Origin of the sequence: Aurantimonas endophytica, assembly GCF_014196845.1 — a bacterium.
Lineage (GTDB): Bacteria > Pseudomonadota > Alphaproteobacteria > Rhizobiales > Rhizobiaceae > Aurantimonas > Aurantimonas endophytica.
This window is the reverse complement of the sequence record NZ_JACIEM010000005.1, coordinates 15,212-41,547: the sequence shown is the minus strand read 5'-3', so window position 1 is coordinate 41,547 and position 26,336 is coordinate 15,212. Positions and strand designations below refer to the sequence as shown.

Genomic DNA, 26,336 nt, shown 5'->3' with positions numbered 1-26,336 from the left:
GCGGCTCAGCGGGCGAGCCAGCCGCCATCCACCGGCAGCACGGCACCGTGGATGTAGCGCGCCGCATCCGACGCCAGGAACACCGCGGCGCCGCCGATATCGGATGCCTCGCCCCAGCGCCCGGCCGGAATGCGCGACAGGATCGCCGCGGTGCGGTCGGGATCGTCGCGTAAGGCCGCCGTGTTGTTGGTGACGATATAGCCTGGTGCGATGGCGTTGACGTTGATGTCCTTGCCGGCCCACTCGCAGGCGAGCAGCTTGGTCACGCCGGCGATGCCGTGCTTGGAGGCGGTGTAGCTGGCGACACGGATGCCGCCCTGGAAGGTCAGCACCGAGGCGATGTTGACGATCGAGCCACGCCGGCTGTCCGCGATCGCCGTCTTGCCGAAGGCCTGCGACAGGAAGAACGCGGTCTTCAGGTTGAGATCGAGCACGTCGTCCCAATCCGCCTCGGTGAAGTCCACCGCGTCGGCCCGGCGGATGATACCGGCATTGTTGACCAGGATGTCGAACGGGCCTTGCTCGGCAGCGGCCGCCGCGAAGAGGTCGACCGCCACGTCCTTGTCGGCCAAGTCACCCAGCCACTCGCTTGCGGTGCCGCCGGCGGCGGCAATCGTCGCCAGCGTCTCGTCCATCGACGAGCGCCCGGCGCAGGCGACCGTCGCCCCGGCCTCGGCCAGCGCCAGCGCGATGCCCTGGCCGATGCCGGTATTGGCGCCGGTGACGAAGGCACGCTTGCCGGAAAGGTCGAAGCGTCCGCTCATTTGAGGTCGCTCATCGCGACCATGTCGACGTCGCGATAGTCGACATTGTCGCCGGCCATCGCCCAGATGAAGGTGTAGGAGGCAGTGCCGGCGCCGCAGTGAATCGACCAGGGCGGCGAGAGGACCGCGTCCTCGTTCTTCACCACCAGATGCCGGGTCTCCGCGGGATCGCCCATCATGTGGAATACCCGCGCCTCTTGCGGCAGGTCGAAATAGAGATAGGCCTCGGAGCGGCGGTCATGCAGATGCGCCGGCATGGTGTTCCAGACCGAGCCGTTGTGCAGCGTCGTCATGCCGACGACGATCTGGCAGCTCTCCATCACGTCGGGATGCACGAACTGGAAGATCGAGCGGTCGTTGGAGGTCTCGGCGGCGCCGAGATCCACCCGCTTGGCGGCGTCGATGGTCACTAGCCGCGTGTCGAAGCGGCGATGTGCCGGCGCCGAGAGGATGTAGAAGCGCGCGCCCTCTCCGGAAAAGGTTAGGGGCCCGTCGCCGAGCCCGACATAGAGCATGTCGCGATTGCCGAGATCGAAGGTGCCGCTCCCCGTTCGCACGCTGCCGGCCGTGCCGACATTGACCACCACCGCCTCGCGCCGGTCGAGGAAGGCCGGCGTGCCGGTCTCCTTGGCGCTGTCCAGCACAAGCTCGCCGCCGGCTGGCACGGCACCGCCGACGATCAAGCGGTCGTAATGGCTGTAGACGAGGCTGATCTCGCCCGGCAGGAACAATCCCTCCATAAGGAACTCGCTGCGCAGCCCTCCGGTGTCGAGGGTCTTGGCGTGGCGCGGGTCGATCGCCTGGCGTGTTTCGATCTTCATGGGGTCTCGTCCTTCAGGTGTCTTGGTGGGTGCGCAAGGCGCAGCAGCGCCGCAGTGAGGATCGACGGCGCTGCCGGATGTCAGCGCGTCAGAAAATCTTCCCGCGCCGGGGCGAAGACGTCGATCAGGCGGCCGCCGCTGGCGCTCTCGCAGGAATGCAAGGAATTCGACGGCACGACGATGCTGTCGCCCTCGCCAATCGTCCGCATCTCGCCGGAGACGGTGAAGTCGAAGCTGCCGGACTTCACGTAGGTGGACTGCAGATGCGGGTGGGCGTGCGGCGGACCGTAGCCGCCCGGCTGGAACTCGACCTCGACGACCATCATCTCCGGCGTGTGCGACAGGATCCGGCGCCGGACCTTCTCGTCCACCTGCGTCCACGCGCCGGCGGTCTGGGCGGTTGCGTTGCTCATGTTCTCTCCTTCGGGCCGTTGCGGCTCAATGCCCGCCGCGGCCGTATTGCGAAACGGTGGCCGCAGCGCCGCGATCGAGCAGCGCCGCGAGTGCGGCGACGACGGGGCGGACGAAGTCGTCCGAGGCCGCCAGGTCGCGACCGAATATCTCCTCGACGCCGAGATAGGCCGCAGCCAGTTTCTCGGGATCGCGGCCGGCCACCTCGCCGATCGCCTTCAGCCGGTCGGCCATCGGGTCCCTGACGTCGATCGCGGCGCCCTTCTCGTCGACGGCCGTGACATAGCGCATCCAGGCGGCGACACCGAGAGCCAGCCGGTCGATCGGCGCGCCAGCCCCCAGCCGGTCGCGGACCGTGCCGAGCAGCCGTTGCGGCAGCTTCTGCGAACCGTCCATGGCGATCTGCCATGTCCGGTGCTTCAGCGCCGGATTGTTGAAGCGCCGGACGAGCGCGTCGCGATAGGCGCCGAGATCGGCCCCGGGCACGTCGAGCGTCGGCATGACTTCCTCGGTCATCAGGCCCATTATCAGCCGTGCGAAATCGGGGGCGGCCATGGTCTGCGCCACGGTCTCGTAGCCGGCGAGATAGCCGAGATAGGCCAGCGTCGAGTGCGAGCCGTTGAGCATCCGGAGCTTCATCCGCTCGAACGGCTCGACGTCGCCCACCATCTCGGCGCCGACGGCGGCGAAGTCCGGGCGGCCGGTGGGAAAGCGATCCTCGATCACCCATTGGGTGAAGGGCTCGGTCATCACCGGCCAGGCATCCTCGACGCCGAGTTTCGCCGAGATCTCGGCGATGTCCGCCTCGCTTGTAGCCGGCACGATCCGGTCGACCATCGTCCCTGCGAAGGCGACGTCGTTCTCGACGAAGCGCGCCAGGCCGCCGTCGATCAGCGCGGCGTATTGCGCAACGATCCGGTGCACGGTCGGCCCGTTCTCCGGCAGGTTGTCGCAGGGCATCACCGTAAACGGAACGATCTTCGCCTCCCGCCGCCGCCGCAACGCCTCCGCCAGCAGGCCGGGCGTCGAAATCGGGGCGCGCGGCCGCACGAGATCGGCGGCAACATCCGGATGGGCCGGGTCGAGATCGCCCGTCGCCGGGTCGTGGCAATAGCCCTTTTCCGTGACGGTCATCGAGACGATGCGCACCGCCGGGTCGCACATCGCGGTCAGCAGCGCTTCCGGGTCTTCCGGCGCGACGTAGATTGTCTTCAGCGAGCCGACGACGCGCAGCTTCGTTTCGTCGCCGGAGCGGATGGCGACCGTGAAGAGATTGTCCTGCGCAGCCAGCGCGTCGCGCATGTCGGCACGGCGCAGCGATGCGCCGACGATCGCCCATTGCGGGTCGTCGGCGAGTATATCATCGAGATAGACCGCCTGATGGGCGCGGTGGAACGCCCCGACACCGAGATGCACGATACCGGCGGCCGTCATGCGCGAGTCGTAGGCGGGTCTGCGGATCTGGGGATCCAAGTCCGGCAGGGCCCGGAGCGACAGTCGATGCATCGCGCTCACCGGAACAGCGACGGTAACCAGAGCGACACGGCCGGAACATAGGTCACGAGGCCCAGCACGAAGACCGCGGCGCCGTAGAATGGCCAGATCGAGCGCATCGCCTGCCACACCGAGATCTTGCCGATGGCGCAGCCGACGAAGAGCACCGCGCCGACCGGCGGCGTGCAGAGGCCGATGCCGAGATTGAGCACCATGATCACCCCGAACTGCACCGGGTCGACGCCATAGGCGGTGACCACCGGCAGGAAGATCGGCGTGGTGATGATGATCAGCGGCGACATGTCCATGAAGGTGCCGAGGCCAAGCAACATGACGTTGACCATCAGAAGGATGATGAACGGGTTGTCGGAGACGCTCTTCATGAAGGCGACGAGTTCGGCCGGGACCCTGAGATAGGCGAGCAGCCAGCCGAAGGCGGCCGCCATGCCGATGATCAGCAGCACCATGGCCGTGGTGCGGACCGCCCCGAGGGTTGCCTGGGTGAAATCCTCGAAGCTGAGCGAGCGGTAGCAGATGATGGTCGCGACGACGGCGTAGACGACGGCGATGCAGGAGCTTTCCGTCGCGGTGAAGACGCCCGAGCGTACCCCGCCGAAGATGATGCCGATCAGCAGCAGCCCGGGAACGGCGCCGACGAAAAGGATCGCCACCATCCGCCATCCGGGGAAGGTCTCGGTCGGGTATCCCCGACGCACCGCCACCCACCAGCCGACGATCATCAGGCTGGCGGCGAGCAGCAGGCCCGGCACGACGCCGGCCGTGAACAGGTCGGCGATCGAGATCGTGCCGCCGGCCGAGATCGAATAGATGATCATGTTGTGCGACGGCGGCATCAGGAGCGCGATGATCGACGAGACCACGGTGATGTTCACGGCGTAGTCGGCGCCGTAGCCGCGCTTTTCCATCTGCGGCACCATCAGGCCGCCGATCGCCGAGGCATCCGCGACCGCCGACCCCGAGACGCCGCCGAACAGCGTCGAGGCGGCGACGTTGACCTGGCCGAGGCCGCCGCGCGCATGGCCGACGAGCGAGCCGGCGAAGGCGACGAGCCGGCCGGCGATGCCGCCGCGGACCATCAGGTCGCCGGCATAGATGAAGAACGGGATGGCGAGCAGCGCGTAGACGCTGAGGCCGGAATTCAGCCGCTGGAAGACGATCATCGGCGGAATGCCGATATACATGACCGTCGCCAGCGAGGCGATGCCGAGACAGAAGGCGATCGGCGTGCCGATTAAAAGCAGGAACACGAAGGTCCCGAAGAGGATGGTGAGTTCCATGATGGCGTCAGTCCGCAATCGCGAAGGCGTTGGCGTTCTCGAGGCCGCTGAAGCGGCGCAGGATGCGCTCGACCGTGAACAGGATGGACAGGCCGCCGCCGACGATGAGCGGCAGGAAGCTGAGGCCGACGGGCAGTCCCAGTGTCGGGATGACCGCGCCCCAGGTGCCCTGGAGCAGCTGGGTTCCGAAGATCATCATCGCCAGCGCGAAACCGAGCACCGCAAGGTCCGAGACGGTGCGCAGCAGGATCTTCCCGGTTGGCGGCATGACATACATGAGGACGTCGAAGCCGAGGTGATAGCCTTCGCGGATTCCGACGGAGGCGCCCAGGAAGATGAACCAGGCCATCAGGATGACCGCGACGGACTCCGACCAGCTCGGGCTGCTGTTGAGCACGTAGCGGCCGAAGACCTGCCAGAAGATGACGAGGGTCATCGCCACGAGCCCGACGCCGGCGGCGTAGAGCGCGGCTTTCGCGAGCATCCGGATGAATGGCTCTATCGCGAGCAGTACGTCACGCATGAGCGCGCGGCTTTCGTTCGTTGCGGGAAAGCAGGACGGACGCCCGGCGACTGGTGTCGTCGCCGGGCGTCGGCGGATGGGACTACTCGGTCGCCTGGATACGGGCGACCATGTCCTTCAGGACGTCGCTGGTGACGTGCTTCTCGTAGACCGGCTTCATCGCGTCCATGAAGGGCTGCTTGTCGATCTCGCGGACGATCTCGACGCCGGCGTCGGTGACGACCTTCTCCGACTCCGCCTCGCGCGCCTGCCAGAGCTTGCGCATCTCCGCGACGCTGTCCTGGGCCGCGGTCCGGATGATCTCCTGATCCTCCGGGGTGAGCTTCTCCCAGCTCATCTTCGACATCACGAGGATTTCCGGCACGCTCATGTGCTCGTCGAGCGTGTAGTACTTGGCAACCTCGTAGTGCTTGGAGGATTCCAGGCTGGGCCAGTTGTTCTCCGCGCCGTCGATGACCCCGGTCTGGATGGCCGAATAGACTTCGCCGTAGGGCATCGGGGTGGCGTTGGCGCCGAGCGCGTTGACCATGTCGACGAAGACGTCGGACTGGATGACGCGGAACTTCATGCCGGCCAGATCATCCATCGAGGTGATCGGCTTCTTGGAGTTGTAGAAGGAGCGGAAGCCGGCGTCGTAGATCGCCAGCCCGATCATGTTGTGCGGCGTGAAGGATTCCAGCACCTCCTGGCCGATCGGGCCGTCGGTGACGGCGTGCAGATGATCGGTCGAGCGGAAGATGTACGGCAGCGAGAAAGCCCGCGTCGCCTCGACAACGTTGTTCATCGTGCCCATCGAGACGCGGTTGAGGTCGATGACGCCGAACTGCGTCTGCTCGATCGTGTCCTTTTCCTCGCCGAGCTGCGCCGAATGGTAGACCTCGATCGCAATGCGCCCATTCGAGCGCTCCTTGACGAGCTCGCCCATGTACTTGACCGCCTCCACGGTCGGATAGCCGTCCGGATGTGTGTCCGACGAGCGCAGGACGATTTCCTGCGCGAAGGCCGACGACGCGATACCGGCAAGCGCGGTGGCGACGGCGAGCCGCGTGGCGATAGTCCTGATCATGCCCATGCTGTGCTTCCTCCCAGAATGCAGCGGCGAAGCCGCCGTTAGAGCCTGTAGGCCTCCTTGGCCAGGCGATAGGTGAGATCGTGCGCGACCTCGAACGCCTCGTCCTCATCGAGGCGTCCCGTCGTCACGAGCTCGGCGAGATACCCGCAGTCCACCCGCCGCGCGACGTCGTGCCGGGCGGGGATCGAGCAGAAGGCGCGCGTATCGTCGTTGAAGCCGACGGTGTTGTAGAAGCCGGCCGTCTCGGTGACCTGTTCTCGGAACCGCTTCATCCCCTCGTATGAATCGAAGAACCACCAGGGCGGCCCGAGCCGCAGCGCCGGATAGACGCCGGCGAGCGGCGCGAGCTCGCGGCCATAGACTGTCTCGTCGAGGGTGAAGAGGATGATGGTGAGCCCCGGCTCCATCCCGACCACGTCCAGCATCGGCTTCAGCGCGTCGACGTAGTTCGTCGGCTGCGGGATATCGAAGCCCTTGTCGCGGCCGAAGGCGGCGGCGACCGGGACCGAATGGTTGCGGAACGAGCCGGCGTGGATCTGCATCACCATGCCGTCCTCGACCGACAGCTTCGCCATCTCGGTCAGCATCAGGGCACGGAACAGCTCGCGCTCATCGGGAGAGCTCTGCCCGGTCCGCACGCGGTCGTAGAGCGCCGCCGCCTCGGCAGCGGAAAGATCGGCGGTGCGCGCGGTCGGATGGCCGTGATCCGTCGCCGTCGCGCCATGCTCGCGGAAGAAGCTTCGCCGCGCCCGATGCGCGTCGAGATAGCCGGCGAACGTGCCGGTGTCGCAGCCGGTCAGCTCCCCGAGCCGGACGAGATTGCCGGCAAAGCCCGGGAAGTCCGGGTCGACGACCGCATCCGGCCGGTAGGTCGTGATCACCCGCCCGCTCCAGCCGCTCTCCTTGATGGCGCGGTGATAGGCCAGATCGTCGAGCGCCCCCTCGGTTGTAGCGATCACCTCGACGCCGAAGCGCTCGAACAGTGCCCGCGGCCGGAAATCCTCCTGCGCCAGGCACTCGGCGATGCGGTCATAGGCGCGGTCGGCATTCCCGGCCGACAGCCGCTCGTTAATCCCGAAGAGGTTCTGGAAGGCGTCGTCCAGCCACAGCCGCGTCGGCGTGCCGCGGAACAGATGATAGTTCTCGGCAAAGCGCCGCCAGATCACCCGCCCGTCGGTCTCGACCGGCGAGCCATCCACCGAAGGCACGCCCAGCTCGGCCAGCTTCACGCCCTGCGAGACCAGCATCCGGAAGATGTAGTGGTCGGGAACGACGATCAGGTGCGCCGGGTCCGGAAAATGCCGGTTCTCGGCGAACCACCGCGGATCGGTATGACCATGCGGGCTGACGATCGGCAGGGACTGTACAGTCTCATAGAGCGCCCGGGCTACAGCCCGCGACCGCGCTTCCGTGGGAAACAGCCTGTCATCCGCCAGAAGCGCCATGGTTCTCCTCACCCTCAGCTTGTGTGTGGACTGGTATGGTAGTATGCGAAGGGTGTCAAGAGGATGGCCATGCCGCACCAACCCGCTCTTTCGTCACCTGTTTTGCCTGCCCGCGGCACCATCGCGGATGCCGTGTTCGCCGAGCTGCGCCAGGCGATTCTCGAGCTGCGGCTGCCACCGGGCACGGGTATTTCCGAGGCCGAGATCGCCCGCCGCATGGGCGTATCGCGCCAGCCGGTGCGCGAGGCCTTCATCCGGCTGGCGCGGACGGGCTATCTCAGGATCCAGCCGCAGCGGCGTACCGAAGTGGTCAAGATCTCCGTCCGCGAGGTGCTGAATGCCCGCTTCATCCGGGAAGCCCTCGAAGTCGCGGTCGTCCGCGAGGCCTGTGCGGGCGACAGCGCCGCGCTGGTGGAGAGGCTGGGCGAGAACCTCAAGCTGCAGCGCGCCGCCCAGGCCGCCGACGACCGACGCGAATTCCATCATCTCGACGACATGTTCCACCGTCTGATCGCGGAAGGCGCCGGCTGCGGCTTCGCCTGGACCCTGATCGACGAGCAGAAGGCGCAGATGGACCGGATGCGCTTCCTGTCCCTCGCCTTCGGCCAGCCGGCTGTCTACGACGACCACATGGCGATCTTCGAGGCCATCAAGGCCGGCGACCCGGCCGCTGCGGAGGTCGCCATGCGCACCCATCTGGGTCGCCTCAACCAGCATCTCGTGCGCCTGAAGGCCGAGTTCGAGCAGTTTTTCGACGACGCGAAAGAGGCCTGATCGTCGCCAATTTGACTGAGGCACCGGAAGACCGGGCCGGAGACGGGGGAAGACATGCAGGAGACGTGGCGCTGGTTCGGCCCGCAGGACCGGATAGAGCTTCATGAGATTCGCCAGACCGGCGCGAGGGGGATCGTCAACGCACTGCACGAGATCCCCTATGGCGAGGTCTGGAGCGAGGATGCGATCCGCGCCCGCCAGGCGATCATCGCGGCCGATCCGGCCCTCGGGCTGCGCTGGCAGGTGGTCGAGAGCCTGCCCCTCCACGAGGGCGTCAAGCTCGGTGACGGCGACCTGTCGCGCATCTTCGACGCCTATCGCCAATCGCTGCGCAATCTCGCCGCCTGCGGCATCGAGATCGTCTGCTACAATTTCATGCCGCTGCTCGACTGGACGCGCACCCAGCTGGCCGAGCCCCTCCCCGGCGGCGGCAGCAGCCTGCGCTTCAACATGCACGAATATGTCGCCTTCGACGTCTTCATGCTGGAGCGGCCGGGCGCCGCCGATGGCCTTTCACCCGAGCTGCTGGCCCGCGCCAAGGCCTGGTTCGACGCCTCGGACGAAGCCGCGCGCGAGCGCCTGCTCGGCGCGATCATGGCGGGCCTTCCCGGCGCCTACGAGCGCTACGACGTGCCCGGCCTGCGCGAGGTGCTGAAGCGCTACGACGGCATCAGCCGCGAGGATGTCCGCGCCAATTTCCGTCGATTCCTCGAAGAGGTGATCCCGACGGCGGAAGAGGTCGGCATCCGGCTCTGCGTCCATCCGGACGACCCGCCGCGCTCGCTCTTCGGCCTGCCACGTGTCGTCTCAGACGCCGACGACATCGCCTTCGTGTTGGACTGCGTCGACTCGACGGCCAACGGCCTGACCCTCTGTTCCGGCTCGCTCGGCGCCAATCCCGCCAACGACGTCCCGGCGATCGCCGCGCGCTTTGCCGAACGAATCCATTTCGCCCATCTGCGCAATGTCACCAAGGATGCGGACGGGTCGTTCGAGGAAGCCGATCATCTGGGTGGTGACAACGACATGGTGGCGCTGATACGCGTCCTCCTCGCGGAAGAACGCCGGCGCATGGCCGCCGGCCGCGCCGACTGGGAGATCCCGATGCGACCGGACCATGGCCACGAACTGCTCTCGGACGTCGGCCGCGGCACGCATCCGGGCTACCCGCTGATCGGACGGCTGCGCGGCCTCGCCGAACTGCGCGGCGTGATAGCGGCGGTCAACGCCATCGACGGTGCCGCCGCGTGAGCACGCCGAAGACGATCGTCTCGATCGGCGAATGCATGGTCGAGCTCGCCTCCGCCGGGGACGGGCTCTACCGTCGAGGCTTTGCCGGCGACACGCTGAACACGGCCTGGTATCTGCGCCGCGAACTCGGCGACGACTGGGCCGTCGCCTATCTGACCGCGCTCGGCACCGACGGCACGTCGGACGAGATGCAGGCCTTCTTCGCCGACGCCGGCCTCGTCACGGATCACGTCCGCCGCATACCAGAGCGTATGCCGGGCCTCTACATAATCCATCTGGAAGGTGCCGAGCGCAGCTTCTCCTACTGGCGCGACAGCGCCGCCGCCAGGTTGCTGGCCGCCGATCCGGCGCATCTCGCCCGCGCCTTCGCGGCGGGCGACGCCTTCTACTTCTCCGGCATCACGCTGGCGATCCTGCCGCCGGCAGATCGGCAGCGCCTGATCGAGCAGCTCGCCTCGGCGAAGGCCGCCGGCAAGGCCGTCGCCTTCGATCCGAACATCAGGCCGCGGCTATGGCCGGACCCGGCCGAGATGCGCGATGCGATCACCGCCGGCGCGGCCGCTTCGACGATCTGCCTGCCGAGCTTCCCCGACGAGGCAGCCGCCTTCGGCGACGCCTCGCCGGACGCGACGGCCGACCGCTATCTTGGCTGCGGCGTCGGCGAAGTGGTGGTCAAGGACGGCGCCGATCCGGCGCTGGTGGCGACGTCTTCCCACCGCGAGCGCATCCAGCCCGCGACGATCACCGACGCTGTCGACACGACGGGCGCCGGCGACAGCTTCAACGCCGGCTATCTCGCGGCCCGGCTCGCCGGCGTCCCGGCGCCCCACGCCGTCCGCCGCGGCCATGCCTTGGCCGGCGAAGTCGTCCGGCACTATGGCGCGCTGATCCGCTGACGCGGCAAACCCTGCTTCCCGGCGGCGGGATTTCCCCATCCGTCTGACCTGGCGTAAGCTTCCTCGGCCGGCTGCTTTCAGCCGGCTTGACGCGAGGGAGCACCGCGATGATCCGGTTGGCTGGACTGGCAGTAGCACCGTGGCTGCTTTGGCCTCTCCTCGGCGCCTTCATCGGTCTCATGCCGGCGCCGGCCGGTGCCGACGATACCGCGTCGTCGCCAGCAACGCTCCTGCCCGCTCCCGTCGCGCCGGTGCCACCGCTTCTCGACCGGCAACAGGTGGACGCCGCCATTGGCCGCCTCGACGGGATCGTCGATGCGGCAATGGCGAAGACCGCGATCCCCGGTGTCGCGGTCGCCGTCGTCTACAAAGACGAGATCCTCTACGCCAAGGGCTTCGGCTTGCGCGAGGTCGGCCAGCCGGAGCCTGTGGACATGGACACCGTGTTCCTGCTCGCCTCGGTGTCGAAGCCGATCACCTCGACGATCCTGGCCCGTCTCGTCGGCGACAAGCTGTTCGACTGGGACGATCCGGTGCGGGGCCACGATCCGTCCTTCGCCCTGTCCGATCCCTATGTCACCGAGAACGCGACCTTCGCCGACCTGCTGTCGCATCGCTCGGGGCTGAACACGGGGGCCGGCGATCTCCTCGAGGATCTCGGCTTCGACCGGGAGACCATCCTGTCGCGGCTCGACCAGCAGCCGCTGGACCCGTTCCGCTCCACCTACCACTACAGCAATTACGGCTACACCGCCGGCGCGGTCGCAGCGGCCAAGGCGGCCGGCGAGCCCTTCGAGGACATCGCCGAACGAGTGTTGTTCGAACCGCTCGGCATGAGCCGCTCAAGCTATCGCCACACCGATTATCTCGGCCATGCGAACCGGGCGCGGATCCATGTCCGCGTCGGCGATCCGGCCGAGCGGCGCTGGGAAGCGCGCTACGACCGCATGCCCGATGCTCAGGCACCGGCCGGCGGCGCCAGCGGGTCTATCTCGGACCTCGCACGCTACCTGCGCCTGCAGCTTCGCGACGGCAGCTTCGAGGGCGAGCCCATCGTCGATGCCGGTGCCCTCGCGACCACCCATCTGCCGCATATCGCCGGCCGGCTTCCGGCCGATCCGACGGAGCGCGCCGGCTTTTATGGGCTCGGATGGAATGTCGGCTATGACGATCTCGGCCGCGTCACGCTCGGCCATTCCGGTGCCTTCGTCCTCGGCACCTCCACGGCAATCCTGCTGCTGCCCGGCGAAGAGCTCGGCATCGCCGCCATCACCAACGGCGAGCCGATCGGCGTGCCCGAGGCGATCGGCTCGACTTTCATGGACATTGCCCAGCATGGCGAGCAAACTGTCGACTGGCTGAGCTTCATCGGCGGCTTCTTCGCCCATGAATTCGCCGTGGACCCGGCCGGGCCCGACTATGCCGAGCCGCCCGCAAGCGCCGAACCGCCGCGCGCCGACGACGCCTATGCCGGCACGTACGACAACAGCTATTACGGACCGCTCGTGGTGGAGACGGAGGGCGGTGCGCTGTCGATGAAACTGGGTCCCGCCGACGCGCCCAAGCGCTTCCCGCTCACCCCCTACGATGGCGACGTCTTCACCTTCGAGCCGATCGGCGAGAATGCCGCCCCGCTGTCCGCGGCGCAGTTTCGAACGGGAGACGATGGCGGCATCGCCAGCGTGACCCTGGAATTTTACGACCGGACCGGCCTCGGCACGTTCACCCGAAACTGACCGGACGCCTCACATCGTCGCCCCGATCTGCCAGGGCACGAACTCGTAGTCGCCGAGCCCCTGCGCCTCGGACTTCGACACCTCGCCCGAGGCGACGCGCAGCAGAAGCTCGTAGATCTCGCGGCCGGCCGCCTCGATCGACATGCCTTCCGAGACGATCCGCCCGGCGTCGTAGTCCATGTCCTCGGTCATCCGCCGGTACATCTCGCTGTTCGTCGCGATCTTGATCGAAGGCGCCGGCTTGAAGCCGGCCGCCGACCCCCGACCCGTCGTGAACGCCACGAGGTTGCAGCCCGACGCGATCTGGCCGGTGACCGAGGCCGGGTCGTAGCCGGGCGAATCCATGAAGACGAAGCCCCGCTTCGTGACGGGCTCGGCATAGCGGAAGACCCCGGTCAGCGGCGTCGTGCCGCCCTTGGCGGCGGCGCCCAGCGACTTCTCGAGGATCGTCGTCAGCCCGCCCTTCTTGTTGCCGGGCGAGGGATTGTTGTCCATCGAGCCCTTGTTGCGCGCGGTATAGTCCTCCCACCACTCGATCAGTCTCACGAGCTTTTGGCCGGTCTTCTCGTCGATGGCCCGGCGGGTGAGCAGATGCTCGGCGCCGTAGATCTCCGGCGTCTCGGCCAGCACCCCGGTTCCGCCCTGCGCCACCAAGAGGTCGCAGGCGTAGCCGAGCGCCGGATTGGCGGTGATCCCCGACCATGCGTCGGAGCCGCCGCATTGCAGAGCGACCATCAGCTCCGAGGCCGGGCACGGCTCGCGCGTCGCCGCGTTGGCGATCGGCAGCATGGCACGGATCTTCTCGATGCCGATCTCGACCGTGCGGCGAAGCCCCGCGACGTCCTGGATGTTCATCGCCTGGAACATCGGCCCCTTCTCGATGCCGTAGGCCTCGAGCAGCCAGTCGATCTGGTTGACCTCGCAGCCGAGGCCGACCATCAGCACGCCGGCGACGTTCGGGTGCCGGGCATAGCCCCACATCACCCGCTGCAGCGCGTCGAACCCTTCGCCGTCGCCGCCCATGCCGCAGCCGGTGCCGTGGACATAGGCGGTGACCCCGTCGACATTCGGATAGGCGGCGAGTTCGTCCGGCCCGAAGGCCTCGGCGATCTTGCGGGCGGCGGTCGCCGAGCAGTTCACCGAGGTGAGCACCGCGATCGTGTTGCGCGTGCCGATCCGCCCGTCGGCGCGACGATAACCCATGAACGTATCGCGCAGCGCCTCGGGCACCATCGCGACAGGCCTTAGATCCGTGGCGAAGTCGTAATTATGCGCCGTGCCCCGGAACGCGACATTGTGGGTGTGGACATGCGCGCCGGCGGCAATGTCCTCGGCGGCATAGCCGATGATCTGCGCGTATTTCATCACCGGCTGACCGGCGGGGATCGGCCGCGTCGCAATCTTGTGGCCGCGCGGGATCAGGCCGAGCGTCAGCGTCTCCTCGACCGCCGTGCCGGCCTCCAATGCGCGCAGCGCGGTGACGACGTTGTCGGATGGATCGAGGCGGACCGTCGGCATGCTCATGGTCGGGCCGTTCCTGCAGTCGCGATCGCCCCGGCGCCGGTGCGATCGGTGGTGAATATTGCCAGCCGGGGACGGGCTGCGCCCGCGTCGGCGGCACGCCGAGGAATACCACAACGCGCCATTGCGCTTCGACGCGCAGCCAATATGATGGCCGAAAAAACAGTGTATACATTAGGGAGGAAGATCATGAAACACACGCGCCAGAAGTTCGTGCTGCTCGCGTCCGCCGCCGCGCTGGCGATGTCGGCACAGTCCGCCGCGGCGGAAACCGTGCTCAAATGGGCCCATGTCTACGAGGCCAGCGAGCCCTACCATACCTGTGCCGTCGAGACGTCCGACAAGCTCAAGGCCGCGACCGAGGACCGCTATGCGATCGAGGTTTTCCCGGCGTCCTCGCTCGGCAAGGAAGAGGACATCAACGAAGGTCTCGGCCTCGGCACCGTCGACATCATCTATACCGGCCAGCTCTTTGCCGGCCGGGCCTATGGCGCGGTGGCGATCGGCGGCGCGCCCTACATGTTCCGCGACTACGATCACTGGGACAAGTTCCGCTCGTCGGACCTCTTCGCCGAACTCGCCGAAGGTTACCGCGAAGCCTCCGGCAACCACATCGTCGCCACGACCTATTACGGCCAGCGCCACGTGACGGCGAACAAGCCGGTCCTGAAGCCCGAGGACATGGCGGGCATGAAGATCCGCGTACCGAACGCGCCGCTCTACATGATGTTTCCGAAGGCGGTCGGCGCCAATCCGACCCCCATCGCCTTTGCCGAGGTATACCTTGCACTGCAGCAAGGCACGGTCGACGGGCAGGAGAACCCGCTGCCGACCATCCAGGCGAAGAAGTTCCACGAGGTCCAGTCTGACATCTCGCTGACGGCCCACATCAACGACGCGTTGCTCACCATCATCGGGGGCCCGACCTGGGACCAGATGGACGAGGGTGATCGAGAGGCCCTGGTCGGCCTTCTGAAGGAAGCCTCCGACTGCGCGACCGAGCAGGTCCGCGAGACCGAGGCGGAACTCGCCGCCTGGTTCAAGGAGCAGGGCGTCAACGTCCACGAGGTCGACGTCGCGCCGTTCCGCGAGGTGACGATGGAACTGCACAACGGCCCCGACGCCACCTGGGAACAGGAAGTCTACGACCGGCTCCAGGCCATCGAGTAGGTCCTCCGACCGCAGTCCATCCCGGGCGGCGCTGCCGCCGCCCGGTCACGCGCAGGCAGCGGAGACGATGATGGCATCAGACCACCAGAGACCCGAGCCCGAAGCAGGCATCCGGGCGGAAGAGCCCAGCGCACTGGCCTCCGAGCCGGTGGACCTTTCCGACATCCGATGGAGCGACGGGCTGGTGCTTCTGGTCTTCTGGCTCCTGTCCTTCGTCGTCTTCCTGCAGTTCTTCACCCGCTACGTGCTCAACAATTCCCTCGGCTGGACCGAGGAGGTGGCGCGCTTCCTGCTGATCGGCGTCACCTTCATCGGGTCGGTCATGGCGGCCCGCAAGGAAAGCCACATCGCGGTCGAGCTGTTCTATCGCTACCTGCCACGTCGAGGTCGCTACGTGGCGCAGCTTGCGGTCGACGTGATCTCGCTGGTCTTCTTCGCCGCCATGGGCTGGTTCTGCGCCGAACTGGCATCCAAGACCCAGCAGATGATGGTCTCGATCGACGTGCCGAAGTCCTGGATCTACTGGGGCGTCACCGCCTGTTTCGGCTTCATGGCGATGTACGCGCTGCTGGCCCTCCTGCGCCACGTGCGCACCGGCACCAGCCGGCTCATCGACCCCGAGCGCTTCGCCCTGACCGGAACCGGTCTTTGACAGGGCCGCACGCCGGAACGGGCCTCCGCTCGCCGCCATCACCGGTGGACGCTTCGCGCGACCGCCGCTCGACGCTCCTCGACGGCAGGTCCCCATGCTCCTGACACTCCTCTTCGTCCTGCTCCTGGGCATGATCGTTCTCGGCGTGCCCGTGGCGATCGCGCTCGCCGGCTCGTCGGCGGTCTTCATCCTGGTCGAGGGCCGGGTGCCGGACGTCGTCGTCATCCACCGCATGATCAACGGCGTCGATTCCTTCCCGCTGCTGGCCATCCCGTTCTTCATCCTCGCCGGCAATTTGATGAACGCCGCCGGCATCACCGAGCGGATCTTCGATTTCGCCAAGGCGATCTTCGGCTGGATGCGCGGCGGCCTCGGCCACGTGAATGTCGGCGCGTCGGTGATCTTCGCCGGCATGTCGGGCGCCGCCGTCGCCGACGCCGGCGGTCTCGGCGCCATCGAGATCAAGGCGATGCGCGACGCCAATTACGAGCCCGATTTCGCCGTCGGCATCACCGCCGCCTCCTCGACGATCGGGCCGATCATCCCGCCGTCGCTGCCGATGGTGATCTACGGCGTCGTCGCCGGCGCCTCGATCGGCCAGCTCTTCGCCGCCGGCTTCATCCCCGGACTGCTGATGGCCGTGTCGCTGATGGTGATGATCGCCGTCTATGCACGCATGCGGGGCTACCCGATCGACCAGCCCTTCGCCCTGTCCATCCTCGGCATCACCTTCAAGCGCGCCTTCCTGTCGCTGATGACGCCGGTGATCATCGTCGGCGGCATCCTGTCGGGGGCCTTCACCCCGACCGAGGCGGCGATAGCGGCCTGTGCCTGGGCACTCATTCTTGGCCTCGTCGTCTATCGGACCTTGTCGCTGAAGCGCTTCCTTCGGGTCTCCTTCGACACGATCGAGACGACGGCGGTGGTGCTGTTCATCGTCGCGGCCGCATCGATCTTCGCCTGGATCCTCACCTCCAACCGGGCGCCCGAGCACTTCGCCGCGATGATCCTGACGGTGTCGGAAAACCCGATCATCGTGCTTCTGCTGATCAACCTCATCCTCTTGGTGGTCGGCTGCTTCATGGAGACGGTGGCGGCGATCACCATCCTCACGCCGGTGCTCCTGCCGATCGCCATCAAGATGGGCGTCGATCCGGTGCATTTCGGCGTCATCATGGTGTTGAACCTGATGATCGGGCTGCTGACGCCCCCCATCGGCATGGTGCTCTATGTGCTCTCGCGCGTCTCCGGCATCCCGTTCGAACGCTGCATGCGTGCCACCATGCCGTTCCTGGTGCCGCTGTTCTTCGTGCTGGGGCTCGTCACCTTCATTCCGGCTCTCACCATGTGGCTGCCGACCTTGCTCTATCGCTAGAGCCGGATAGCTTGGGGGCGCCGCGACGCCCCCGCTCCTCGTCGCCGGCAGGGACACCTGAACGAGGTACTGAATGCGTCTCTACAAGAACCCCACTTCGCCCTTCGCCCGCATCGCCCATGTCGCGCTGATCGAGGCGGGTGTCGACAATCTCGATGTCCGGGTCGTCGACCAGTGGGCCGATCCCGCCGAATTGCTGGCGGTGAACAGCGCCGGCCGGGTGCCGTGCCTGGTGCTTGACGACGGCACCGCTATCGCCGAATGCCTGCTGATCGCCGCCTATACCGAACAGCTGCGGCAGGCGGGCAGCGACGGAGCCGCCGGATGGGACCCGGCCTGCCTGTCGCTCACCGGCACCGCCCTCGGGGTCTGCGACGCCGCCGTCCAGACGATGATCGGACGACGCATCCTCAGCGGCGGCTTCCAGGACGCCAGCTTCGACGGCCAGGATCTCGGCCGCAAGCGCCGGCGCGCGATGATCGAGGGGCTGCGCGTCGTCGAGGCGGCCCTTGCCGGCCGCGACGCGGCTGATCTCGATCTCGGGCTCATCACCGCGATCGTCGCGCTCGACTATGTCGACATGCGCTTTCCCGCCGCCGACTGGATCCCGCCGACGCCGCATCTCCGGGGACTTCGCGACCGGTTCGCCGACCGCCCCTCGCTCGCCGCCACGCGGCCCCCGAGCTGAAAGCCATGCCGATGCCGGATCCCGTCGTCATCCTCGGCGCAGCGCGCACGCCGCTCGGCAGCTTCCAGGGCGAGCTCATGCCACTCACCGCCCCGCAACTCGGGGCCTGCGCCATTGCCGCGGCGCTCGAGCGCTGCGGCGGCGCGCCGGATGACGTCTCGGAAGTGACGATGGGCTGCGTGCTGCCCGCCGGCCTCGGCCAGGCGCCGGCCCGGCAGGCGGCGATCGGCGCGGGCCTGCCGAAATCCGTCCCCTGCACCACGGTCAACAAGATGTGCGGCTCGGGCATGATGGCGGCGATGATCGCCCATGACGGCCTCGTCGCCCGCCCCGAGGGGCTGCAGGTCGCCGGCGGCATGGAATCGATGTCCAACGCGCCGTACCTGCTGCCGAAGGCGCGCGCCGGCCTGCGGCTCGGTCACGGCGAGGTCGTCGACCACATGTTTCTCGACGGGCTGGAGGACGCCTACGACAAGGGGCGGCTGATGGGCACGTTCGCCGAGGATGCGGCCGAGGCGTACCAGTTCACCCGTCAGGCGCAGGATGCCTATGCGGCGGCCTCGCTGGCGCGCGCCCTCGCCGCTGCCGAAGGCCAAGCGACGGAAACGGAGATCACCCCCGTCGCGACGACGACGCGCAAGGGAACGTCGACCATCACGCATGACGAGCAGCCTCGGAAGGCGGACCCTGCCAGGATCCCGCTGCTGAGGCCGGCGTTCCGGGAGGGCGGCACCGTCACCGCCGCCAATTCCTCGTCGATTTCGGACGGTGCAGCGGCCCTGGTACTGTCCCGGGAGTCTTTCGCCGAACAGCGGGGTATCGCGCCGCTGGCGCGGGTCGTCGCGACCAGTCGATATGCCGGCGAACCGGCCCTTTTCACGTCCGCTCCGGTGGAGGCCATTCGCCGCGTGCTCGATGCATCGGGCTGGAGGCTGGGCGACGTCGATCTGTTCGAGGTCAACGAGGCCTTTGCGGTCGTGCCGATGATCGCCATGCGCGAGCTTTCGATCCCCATCGAGGTGATGAACGTCAATGGCGGCGCCTGCGCCCTCGGTCATCCGATCGGCGCCTCGGGCGCGCGCATCCTGGTGACGCTGGTCGCCGCGCTTCGTCAGCGTGGTGCCAGGCGCGGCATCGCGGCGATCTGCATCGGCGGCGGCGAGGCGACGGCGGTAGCCATCGAGATGCTGCTCTGATCGGCCGCAAAGCAAAAGGCCGACCCCGCGAGGGGCCGGCCTTTCCAAAATCAGTCGAAGACCTTGTGGTCAGTCGCGATCGTGCTTGGGGCCCTTGCCCTTGCCGTCTTCGCCGTGCTTACGGTGCTCGCCATGATGCGGCTTGCCGTCACGGCCGCCGCGACGCTCGCGCATCTCCGCGCGACGTTCGGCGCGGGCTTCCCGCATCATCGACCGCACCAGACTGCGCGCCGAGTCGATCTGCTGGGGCGTCAGCGTCTGCTGCAGTTCGGCCAGCGCCGTCTTCAGCGTCTCGGCCCGCTCGCCCTGCTCGATCGCCCGGTCGGCCATGCGGTCCAGCATGATGAAGCCCGGTCCGGCGGACTCCGCCGCAACGGTGTCGTCGGCATCGTCCGCCGTGTCGACGCTGTCAACGGTTTCGTCGGCGTCCTCGCCCGGAAGATCGACCTGATCCTCGATCGTTTCTTCGAGCGCGGCATCGTCGGACTCGCCCGGCGCCTCGGGTGCCGCCTCGGCGTTTGGCATCATCCGGACGCCGCCACGACGCGGGCCCATGTGCGGCGGCTGCGCGCCGTCGGCGAAGGCGACCAGCGCGGCAGTGAAGGTCCGCCAGGCTTCCATCTGGTCCGGCTGTACGCCGATCCCGGTCTCGATGGCCGAGAGCGCACCGGCGACCTTGGCCGGCGAGAACATCCGCATCATCTGGCCGTGATGACCGCCGCGCGGGCCGCGATGGCCACGCCACTGCTCACGTCCGCCGCGCTCGCGTCCCATGCGCGGACCGTCGCCGCGCTGGGCGCCCGGCGTCGCCGGGCCGGCCTGGGTGGCGCCTGCCGGACCCTGGCCCTGCGCGGGAGCCTGGGCATAGGCGGCACCGGTGCCGGCCATGAGCGCCGCGCCGAGCAGCGCGATCAGCTTCGACGGGCGACGGGTCCGGGAATTGGTGGAAAGACGGGTCATGCGAATATCCTCTCGTTCGATGACTGGGTAGACCCTGAACCTAGGCGCCTGATGTTGCGGTCTTGCGGCCAAGTGTTGCGAAACATGGCCACGCGGCGGAGAGTTGTTGCGAAACATTGCCAGGGCGGCCGCTGCAACCTCCCGTTACAAGATTTCCCTCGCCTCCTGCGTCGGCAGCGGTGAGAAAAGGCGACCAGCCTGAGGATGCGCAGCATGAGCCAGCCCCACATTCTCGTCGTCGACGACGATCCCGAAATCGGCCGCCTTCTCGGGCGCTACCTCGAGAGCCAGGGTTTTCGCTGCTCGATCGCCGCGTCCCGGCGCGCCTGCGAGCAGAAGATCGGGGATTCCCGTATCGACCTCGTGGTGCTCGACGTTATGCTGCCGGACGGGTCCGGCCTCGACATGTGCCGGGACATGAAGGAGCGCCGGCCGGACATGGCGATCATCCTTCTCACCGCCCTCAAGGAGGACGTCGACCGGATCATCGGCCTCGAGCTCGGCGCCGACGACTATCTCGGCAAGCCCTTCAACCCGCGCGAGCTGGCGGCGCGGATCCGGGCGGTGCTGCGGCGCGGCGGCGAGGCCCCCGCCGAGCGGGCGCCGGCGCTCTATCATTTCGACGGCTTCTCGGTCGATCCGGAGCGCCGCATCGTGCGGGCCGCGGACGGCGAGGAGATCGTCCTCACCGGCGCCGAATTCGACATGCTGATGATCTTCCTCGACCGGCCCGGCCGCGTCCTGTCGCGGGACGTGCTGATGGATCTCCTGCACGGCCGCACCGCCGATCCTTTCGACCGGTCGGTCGACGTGACGATGAGCCGCCTGCGCCGCAAGTTCAACGATGGCGGCGTGTTCCGCCTGTTCAAGACCGTCCGCAATGGCGGTTACCAGTTCGCCGCGCGGGTCGACCGTCGCGAGGAGGGGGCGGAGCGATGAGTTCGCTCAGGGCGCGGCTCGCCATCCTCCTCGTCCTGGCGATCGTCGCCGTCGTCGCGGTCGCCGCCGGCGTCTCGGTGCAGGTCTTGGAGCGGCCCGACCGCGAAAGCTTCCGCCAGACCTTCGCTGAGGAGGTGCGGATCCTCGCCTCGGTGCTCGCCGACGATCCCGCCGCCGCCGAACGGCACGGCATCGTCACCGCGGGGGAGCCGGTGCGCGAGCCGGGCTTCATGGTCCGGGAGGCACGCGGCATCCAGCGGTCCCTGGCGGAGATCGGTCTCGACATCCCGGTGAGCATCGTCGGCGATCCGCAGGCCCGCACCCGCCAGCTCGCCTTCGAATTCGCACCGGGCGAATGGGCCTATCTGCCCTATCCCGGCTTCCCGCCGCGCAACTGGCCGGTCTTCGTCTTCTATATGGCCCTTGTCGTCGCTGGCGCCGCAGCGGTCTCGCTGTTTGCCGCCACCAAGGTGACGCGGCCGCTGCGCCTGCTCGACGAGGCGGTCTCGACGGTCGGCGCCGACGGCCTGCCGGCGCACGTGCCGGAGGACGGCCCCGCGGAGGTCCGCGCGACAGCGGCGGCGCTGAACCGGCTCACCAGTCGGGTGCGCGACGCGATCGAGAGCCGCATGCGCCTCGTCGCCGCCGCCGGCCATGATTTGCGCACGCCGATGACGCGCATGCGGCTGCGGGCGGAATTCCTGCCCGACGAGGATCGCGAAGTCTGGCTGAAGGACCTCTCCGAGCTCGACCGCATCGCCGACAGCGCCATCCGCCTCGTGCGCGAGGAGGTCGACCCCTCACCCGGCGAGGCCATCGCCCTCGGGCCTTTGGTGTGCGAGATCGCCGCCGAGCTCCGCGAGATCGGGCGCGTCGTGGAGGAGGTCGACCCCGGCATGGAGCCGCTTTCCGCGGCCGCCCGTCCCTTCGCGCTGAAGCGGGCGCTGCGCAACCTGATCGACAATGCCGCCCTGCATGGCGGCGGTGCCCAGGTCAGCCTGCGGCGCGGCAGCCACGATGAAGCGGTGATCGTCATCGCCGACGACGGGCCGGGCATTCCCGAGGCGGTGATCGGGCGCGCCTTCGAGCCGTTCTTCCGGGTCGACCCCGGCCGGCGCCAGTTCAAGCCGGGTGCCGGGCTCGGCCTCGCCATCGCCAAGGAAATCATCGACGGGGCCGGCGGCTCGATCAGCATCGTCAACCGGCCGGGCGGCGGGCTCGAGCAGACCGTTCGCTTGCCGCTGGCCGCCTGACGGGCCAGCAACAAAAGACACGTTTCGTAACTGGATCGATGGGCGTCGGGCGCGGTTAGTTCACCGACCGGGACGTCAGGAGATCAAGCCATGTTCATGAAATCACTCGCCGTCGCACTCAGCCTCGCGGTCGCGCTTCCGGCCTTCGCCGTGCCGGCCAGCGCCGCCGGCGGCAAGGTCGTCCACCGCACGGTGGTCAAGGAGAAGACCGTCGTGCATCGCGGCAAGGAAGTCCGCCACGATCGCCGCGACGCCCGCCAGCAGCAACGCAACTGGCGCCATCGCGGCGGCCGGGTTCCGGCGCAATATCGCGGCCGGAGCGTCGACGACTGGCAGCGCCACGGCCTGCGCCGCCCGGCCAACGGCCAGCGCTGGGTACGCGTCGACAACGACTATCTGCTGGTCGCCGCGGCCTCCGGCCTGATCGCCAGCATCGTTGCCGCGTCGCGCTGATCGCGGCGTATTTTTCGCGGATTTCATAGGGGCCGGTCGAAAGACCGGCCCGCTTACGTTCCATTCCCGCCAGCTAAAGCGTGGGGCTCACCTCGTCAGCCCTTCGCCTCCTTGACCTCCTTGCGGAAGCGCGCCTCGAGCTCGGGGTCGAGCGGCGGCGGCGACAGGTCCACCCCGGCCGCCAGCCGTGACGCCACCCCTTCCAGCGCCGCCACCCGGGCGTATTTCTTGTGGTTCGCCGGAATGACGTGCCAGGGCGCCCACGCGGTATCCGTGCGCGCCAGCATCTCGTCGGCGGCGCGCTCGTAATCGTCCCATTTGTCGCGATTGCGGAAATCCTCGAAGGAGAGCTTCCAGCGCTTCAGCGGATCGTGCAGCCGCTTCTCGAAGCGCTTCAGCTGCTCCGCCCGGTCGATATAGAGAAACACCTTGGCGATCCGGGTTCCGGCATCGACCAGCTGCTTCTCGAAGGCGTTGATCTCCTCATAGGCCCGCTCCCATTCCGGCTCGGCGGCGAAACCCTCGACCCGCTCGACCAGGACGCGGCCGTACCAGGACCGGTCGAACACGCCGATCTCGCCCTTGGCGGGCAGCCGGTCCCAGAACCGCGCCATGTAGTGGCGCTCGGCGTCGCGTCCCTTCGGCGCGCCGATCGGCCAGACGCGGAAGCCGCGCGGGTCCATGACGCTCGCCATGCGGCGGATGGCGCCGCCCTTCCCGGCGGCGTCCCACCCCTCGAACACGACGACCGCTTCGTCGCCCGTCTTGAGATAGGCCTGCTGGATCTGCTGGAAGCAGGTCTGCGCATCGCCTAGCCGCGCCTCGTAATCCTGCTCGTCGAGCCGCGTCGTCAGATCGAGATCGGCGAGGCGCACGGCCGTCTTCTTCTCGGACATTCCATCATCCTTCTGCTCGAGGCCGCTACATAGCGCTGGCGGGCACGCGAGCGATCCCGCGGCCCGACACGTTTGGACGGCCGCGCAGTACGGGCTATATCGTCGGCGCGCCGTCTCGTTCCTGCCGACCCGACACTGTCCTGCTCCGGGCCGCCGCCCTACCGGATCCCGCCCGATGAACCCTGCCAACCGTCTGCTCCTCGGCGGCTTCCTCACCCTCGCGGTCGTGATGGGGGTGGGGCGGTTTCTCTACACGCCGCTTCTGCCGCTGATGCAGCGCGACTACGGGTTCGGGCCGGACATCGCCGGGATCATCGCTGCGGCCAACTTCGCCGGCTACCTTGCGGGCTCCATCCTCGCCTCCTTCGTGCCCGCCGGGCCGGCCCGCCGCCGGGCGCTGCAGCTCGGCCTCGTCGCCAGCGTCACGACGACGATCGGCATGGGCCTCACCGACGATCTGCCCGCCTGGCTGGTTCTGCGCGGCATCTCCGGCCTTGCGAGCGCCTTCGCGATGATCGCCGCCGCCGGCATGATTGCCGAGGCGCTGGCCCGCATCGGTGCCGAAGCCAGGCTCGGCTGGGTGTTCGGCGGCGTCGGGACCGGGATCGCGGTGTCGGGCCTGCTGGTCCACACCGCCTCGCCTGCCCTCGACGCATCGGGTCTCTGGATCGCTGCCGGCCTCGCCTGCCTGCCGCTGGTGCCGGTGATCATCGCCGAAGTGCGGGACCGCCAGTTGCCGGCGCTGAGCCGCGCGCCCGATCCGCGCCGGCGCGTGCCGCGACCGCTGCCGTTCTGGCCGCTGCTCGTCAACTACACCTGCGAGGGCCTCGGCTACTCGGTCTTCGCCACCTTCATCGTGGCGATCGTCAAGAGCCGGCCGGGCCTCGAGGACATGGGCGACTGGGTGTGGATCATGGCCGGCCTCGCGGGACTGCCGAGTTGCCTGGTCTGGTCGAGGATCGCCGAGCGCATCGGCTTCGCGGCGGCCCTCGCCTGCGCCTACGTGGCGCAGATCCTCGGCGTCATGCTGCCGGTGCTGAGCGGCTCCGCTCCCGCCGCTTTGCTCGCCGCGCTGCTGTTCGGCGGTACCTTCATGGCGATCACGGTGCTGACCATGCCGCTCGGCCGCCACGGCCTCGGCGGCCGCGGCTTTGCCGTGCTCACCGCCGGCTTCGGCCTCGGCCAGATGCTCGGGCCGCTGGTGGCCGGCTTCCTCGTTGCCGGTGATGCCGACTACAATGTCGCGCTCGCCGCTTCCGCTTCGGTGCTGGGCCTCGGTCTCGTCGCGCTGCTCGTGGCCGTCAGGCTGCGTCCGTCTCCGGCGTGACCGGGTCGAAGCTTTCCAGCGACGCCAGGAATTCGTCGCACCAGTGCGCCGCCGTGCCGGCGAACACCGCCTCGCGCATCCGCTCCCAGCGATGGCTGCGCTCGTCGAAGGACATCGTCAGCGCCCGTTGCAGGGCGCGGGCTATGTCGTCGGTCGAATAGGGATTGACGATCAGCGCATCGGACAGCTCGGCCCGCGCGCCAGCGAAGCGCGACAGTACGAGTACCCCGGGATCGCTGGCATCCTGCGCGGCGACGAACTCCTTGGCGACAAGGTTCATCCCGTCGCGGAGCGGCGTCACCAGGCAGACCCGCGCAGCCCGATAGATGCCGGCCAGCGCGCGGCGGGTGAAGCCGCGCGTCATGATCTGGATCGGCGTCCAGTCGAGCGTCGCGAAACGCCCGTTGATATGCCCGGCGAGTTCTTCCAGCTCCCGCCGCAGATCGACATAGGCGCCGAGTTCGGAGCGCGACAGCGGCGCCACCTGCAGGAACTGCACCTTGCCGCGATTCTCCGGATAGTCCTCGAGCAGTCGTTCGAAGCCGCGGAACCGCTCCACCAGGCCCTTGGAATAATCCATGCGGTCGACGCCGACGATCTGCAGCCGATCGCCGGCGAGATCGCGCAGCATCTCCTCGTGTTCGCCGGCTTCCGGCGATGTGGCGAAGCGCGAATAGCCGTGGGCATCGATCCCGATCGGAAACGTCTGGGCCATCACGGTCCGGTCGCCGACCCGGACCCGGCGCCCGTCCAGCTTCTCGCCGCCCAGCTCGCGGATGCAGAAGGCCACGAAATTGCGCCGGTCGGTCTCCGTCTGGAAGCCCACCACGTCATAGGCGAGCATGGCGCGCACGATGTCGTGGCTGGCCGGCAGCGCGGTGAAGATCTCGGGCGGGCAGAACGGGATGTGCAGGAAGAAGCCGAGCCGGCCCTTGAAGCCGCACTGCCGCAGCTCCGAGCCGAGATAGAAGAAATGGTAGTCGTGGACCCAGACGAGGTCGTCCTCGGCAAGCAGCGGCGCGAGGCGCGCGGCGAAGCGCTGGTTGACCGAGCGATAGACCCGGTCCGACTGCCGGTCGAAATGCGCCAGGTCCAGCCGGTAATGCAGCAGCGGCCAGAGCGAGCGGTTGGCGTAGCCGTAATAGAATCCGTCGATGTCCTCCTGGTTCATGTCGATCGTGGTCATCGCCACGTCGTCCTGAACCTCGGTGTGCTCGGCGCTGAACGTGCCTTCCTCGGAGATGTCCCCGCTCCAGCCGAACCAAAGGCCGCCCCGGCGCTTCAGCGCGTCGGAGAGGCCCACGGCGAGACCGCCGGCCTTGCCCTCGTCGTTGAGCGGTCCCACACGGTTGGAGACCACCACCAGTCGTCGCTGTCGGTCAGCCATTCGTTCCCTTCCCGCCTCCCTCGGCCCGGCACTC

At 68.0% G+C, this 26,336-nt stretch carries 25 protein-coding genes; 13 read left to right on the top strand and 12 right to left on the bottom strand.

Annotated features, from left to right (window positions below; translation table 11 throughout):
* Window positions 1–5: 5 nt before the first annotated feature.
* The 8 genes from kduD to uxaC all read right to left on the bottom strand — a co-directional run bounded on the left by kduD (window position 6) and on the right by uxaC (window position 7,828).
* A complete protein-coding gene (gene kduD, locus GGR03_RS17755; RefSeq protein ID WP_183210127.1) occupies window positions 6–764 on the bottom strand; it encodes a 2-dehydro-3-deoxy-D-gluconate 5-dehydrogenase KduD in 759 nt (252 codons plus the stop codon).
* Window positions 761–1,585 carry a 5-dehydro-4-deoxy-D-glucuronate isomerase gene (kduI, locus tag GGR03_RS17750; protein WP_183210126.1) on the bottom strand — a complete coding sequence of 275 codons (825 nt, stop codon included), beginning with the start codon at window positions 1,583–1,585 and terminating at the stop codon, window positions 761–763. Before kduI ends, kduD begins: the two co-directional genes overlap by 4 nt.
* An 80-nt stretch (window positions 1,586–1,665) precedes the next feature.
* Window positions 1,666–1,998: a cupin domain-containing protein gene (locus GGR03_RS17745; RefSeq protein ID WP_183210125.1), complete on the bottom strand. Its 333-nt coding sequence runs from the start codon at window positions 1,996–1,998 to the stop codon at window positions 1,666–1,668.
* A 25-nt stretch (window positions 1,999–2,023) separates the two neighbouring features.
* Window positions 2,024–3,502, bottom strand: coding sequence for a mannitol dehydrogenase family protein (locus tag GGR03_RS17740; protein WP_183210124.1), 1,479 nt, complete (start codon window positions 3,500–3,502; stop codon window positions 2,024–2,026).
* Between the two features lie 5 nt (window positions 3,503–3,507).
* On the bottom strand, window positions 3,508–4,788 hold the full coding sequence (locus tag GGR03_RS17735; RefSeq protein ID WP_183210123.1) for a TRAP transporter large permease: 1,281 nt from the start codon (window positions 4,786–4,788) through the stop codon (window positions 3,508–3,510).
* 7 nt (window positions 4,789–4,795) lie between these two features.
* On the bottom strand, window positions 4,796–5,311 hold the full coding sequence (locus GGR03_RS17730) for a TRAP transporter small permease (RefSeq protein ID WP_183210122.1): 516 nt from the start codon (window positions 5,309–5,311) through the stop codon (window positions 4,796–4,798).
* Between the two features lie 82 nt (window positions 5,312–5,393).
* The gene (locus GGR03_RS17725; RefSeq protein ID WP_210292200.1) at window positions 5,394–6,383 is read right to left on the bottom strand and encodes a TRAP transporter substrate-binding protein; all 990 of its coding nucleotides are present in this window, start codon (window positions 6,381–6,383) and stop codon (window positions 5,394–5,396) included.
* A 38-nt stretch (window positions 6,384–6,421) separates the two neighbouring features.
* The gene (gene uxaC, locus GGR03_RS17720; RefSeq protein ID WP_183210121.1) at window positions 6,422–7,828 is read right to left on the bottom strand and encodes a glucuronate isomerase; all 1,407 of its coding nucleotides are present in this window, start codon (window positions 7,826–7,828) and stop codon (window positions 6,422–6,424) included.
* A 69-nt stretch (window positions 7,829–7,897) separates the two neighbouring features.
* On the opposite strand from uxaC, the gene GGR03_RS17715 reads away from it, so the two are divergent.
* The 4 genes from GGR03_RS17715 to GGR03_RS17700 all read left to right on the top strand — a co-directional run bounded on the left by GGR03_RS17715 (window position 7,898) and on the right by GGR03_RS17700 (window position 12,485).
* Entirely contained in the window at window positions 7,898–8,602 is a 705-nt protein-coding gene (locus GGR03_RS17715) for a GntR family transcriptional regulator (protein ID WP_183210120.1), read from the top strand.
* 54 nt (window positions 8,603–8,656) lie between these two features.
* Window positions 8,657–9,853 carry a mannonate dehydratase gene (gene uxuA, locus GGR03_RS17710; RefSeq protein ID WP_183210119.1) on the top strand — a complete coding sequence of 399 codons (1,197 nt, stop codon included), beginning with the start codon at window positions 8,657–8,659 and terminating at the stop codon, window positions 9,851–9,853.
* Window positions 9,850–10,749: a PfkB family carbohydrate kinase gene (locus GGR03_RS17705; RefSeq protein WP_252920293.1), complete on the top strand. Its 900-nt coding sequence runs from the start codon at window positions 9,850–9,852 to the stop codon at window positions 10,747–10,749. Before uxuA ends, GGR03_RS17705 begins: the two co-directional genes overlap by 4 nt.
* Before the next feature lie 107 nt (window positions 10,750–10,856).
* Complete coding sequence (locus tag GGR03_RS17700; protein ID WP_183210118.1) at window positions 10,857–12,485, top strand: serine hydrolase; 1,629 nt, start codon at window positions 10,857–10,859, stop codon at window positions 12,483–12,485.
* Between the two features lie 9 nt (window positions 12,486–12,494).
* On the opposite strand, the gene GGR03_RS17695 is transcribed toward GGR03_RS17700, so the two are convergent.
* Window positions 12,495–14,009 carry a UxaA family hydrolase gene (locus tag GGR03_RS17695; protein WP_210292199.1) on the bottom strand — a complete coding sequence of 505 codons (1,515 nt, stop codon included), beginning with the start codon at window positions 14,007–14,009 and terminating at the stop codon, window positions 12,495–12,497.
* 186 nt (window positions 14,010–14,195) lie between these two features.
* Between GGR03_RS17695 and GGR03_RS17690 the strand changes: the two genes are divergently transcribed.
* The 5 genes from GGR03_RS17690 (at window position 14,196) to GGR03_RS17670 (ending at window position 19,087) form a co-directional block, all read left to right on the top strand.
* Complete coding sequence (locus GGR03_RS17690) at window positions 14,196–15,176, top strand: sialic acid TRAP transporter substrate-binding protein SiaP (RefSeq protein ID WP_183210117.1); 981 nt, start codon at window positions 14,196–14,198, stop codon at window positions 15,174–15,176.
* A 70-nt stretch (window positions 15,177–15,246) separates the two neighbouring features.
* Complete coding sequence (locus GGR03_RS17685) at window positions 15,247–15,828, top strand: TRAP transporter small permease (RefSeq protein WP_183210116.1); 582 nt, start codon at window positions 15,247–15,249, stop codon at window positions 15,826–15,828.
* Window positions 15,829–15,922: 94 nt separating this feature from the next.
* Entirely contained in the window at window positions 15,923–17,203 is a 1,281-nt protein-coding gene (locus GGR03_RS17680) for a TRAP transporter large permease (RefSeq protein ID WP_183210115.1), read from the top strand.
* Between the two features lie 73 nt (window positions 17,204–17,276).
* Window positions 17,277–17,891 carry a glutathione S-transferase family protein gene (locus GGR03_RS17675; protein WP_183210114.1) on the top strand — a complete coding sequence of 205 codons (615 nt, stop codon included), beginning with the start codon at window positions 17,277–17,279 and terminating at the stop codon, window positions 17,889–17,891.
* A gap of 5 nt (window positions 17,892–17,896) precedes the next feature.
* Window positions 17,897–19,087 carry an acetyl-CoA C-acyltransferase gene (locus GGR03_RS17670; protein WP_210292197.1) on the top strand — a complete coding sequence of 397 codons (1,191 nt, stop codon included), beginning with the start codon at window positions 17,897–17,899 and terminating at the stop codon, window positions 19,085–19,087.
* A 69-nt stretch (window positions 19,088–19,156) separates the two neighbouring features.
* Here GGR03_RS17670 and GGR03_RS17665 read toward each other — a convergent pair whose 3' ends face one another.
* Window positions 19,157–20,047 (bottom strand): hypothetical protein, encoded by an 891-nt coding sequence (locus tag GGR03_RS17665; RefSeq protein WP_183210113.1) that lies wholly within the window; start codon window positions 20,045–20,047, stop codon window positions 19,157–19,159.
* Between the two features lie 213 nt (window positions 20,048–20,260).
* On the opposite strand from GGR03_RS17665, the gene GGR03_RS17660 reads away from it, so the two are divergent.
* The 3 genes from GGR03_RS17660 (at window position 20,261) to GGR03_RS17650 (ending at window position 22,692) form a co-directional block, all read left to right on the top strand.
* On the top strand, window positions 20,261–20,986 hold the full coding sequence (locus tag GGR03_RS17660; protein ID WP_183210112.1) for a response regulator transcription factor: 726 nt from the start codon (window positions 20,261–20,263) through the stop codon (window positions 20,984–20,986).
* The gene (locus GGR03_RS17655) at window positions 20,983–22,239 is read left to right on the top strand and encodes an ATP-binding protein (RefSeq protein ID WP_183210111.1); all 1,257 of its coding nucleotides are present in this window, start codon (window positions 20,983–20,985) and stop codon (window positions 22,237–22,239) included. The genes GGR03_RS17660 and GGR03_RS17655 overlap by 4 nt, the downstream gene beginning before the upstream one ends.
* A 90-nt stretch (window positions 22,240–22,329) precedes the next feature.
* Window positions 22,330–22,692 carry an RcnB family protein gene (locus GGR03_RS17650; protein WP_183210110.1) on the top strand — a complete coding sequence of 121 codons (363 nt, stop codon included), beginning with the start codon at window positions 22,330–22,332 and terminating at the stop codon, window positions 22,690–22,692.
* 95 nt (window positions 22,693–22,787) lie between these two features.
* Here the strand turns inward: GGR03_RS17650 and GGR03_RS17645 are convergent, their stop codons facing one another.
* Window positions 22,788–23,588 carry a polyphosphate kinase 2 family protein gene (locus tag GGR03_RS17645; protein ID WP_183210109.1) on the bottom strand — a complete coding sequence of 267 codons (801 nt, stop codon included), beginning with the start codon at window positions 23,586–23,588 and terminating at the stop codon, window positions 22,788–22,790.
* A gap of 175 nt (window positions 23,589–23,763) precedes the next feature.
* Between GGR03_RS17645 and GGR03_RS17640 the strand changes: the two genes are divergently transcribed.
* A complete protein-coding gene (locus tag GGR03_RS17640; RefSeq protein WP_183210108.1) occupies window positions 23,764–24,915 on the top strand; it encodes a YbfB/YjiJ family MFS transporter in 1,152 nt (383 codons plus the stop codon).
* Here GGR03_RS17640 and GGR03_RS17635 read toward each other — a convergent pair.
* Window positions 24,890–26,302, bottom strand: coding sequence for an alpha,alpha-trehalose-phosphate synthase (UDP-forming) (locus tag GGR03_RS17635; protein ID WP_183210107.1), 1,413 nt, complete (start codon window positions 26,300–26,302; stop codon window positions 24,890–24,892). The two genes, GGR03_RS17640 and GGR03_RS17635, sit on opposite strands and share 26 nt — an antisense overlap.
* Window positions 26,303–26,336: the final 34 nt, after the last annotated feature.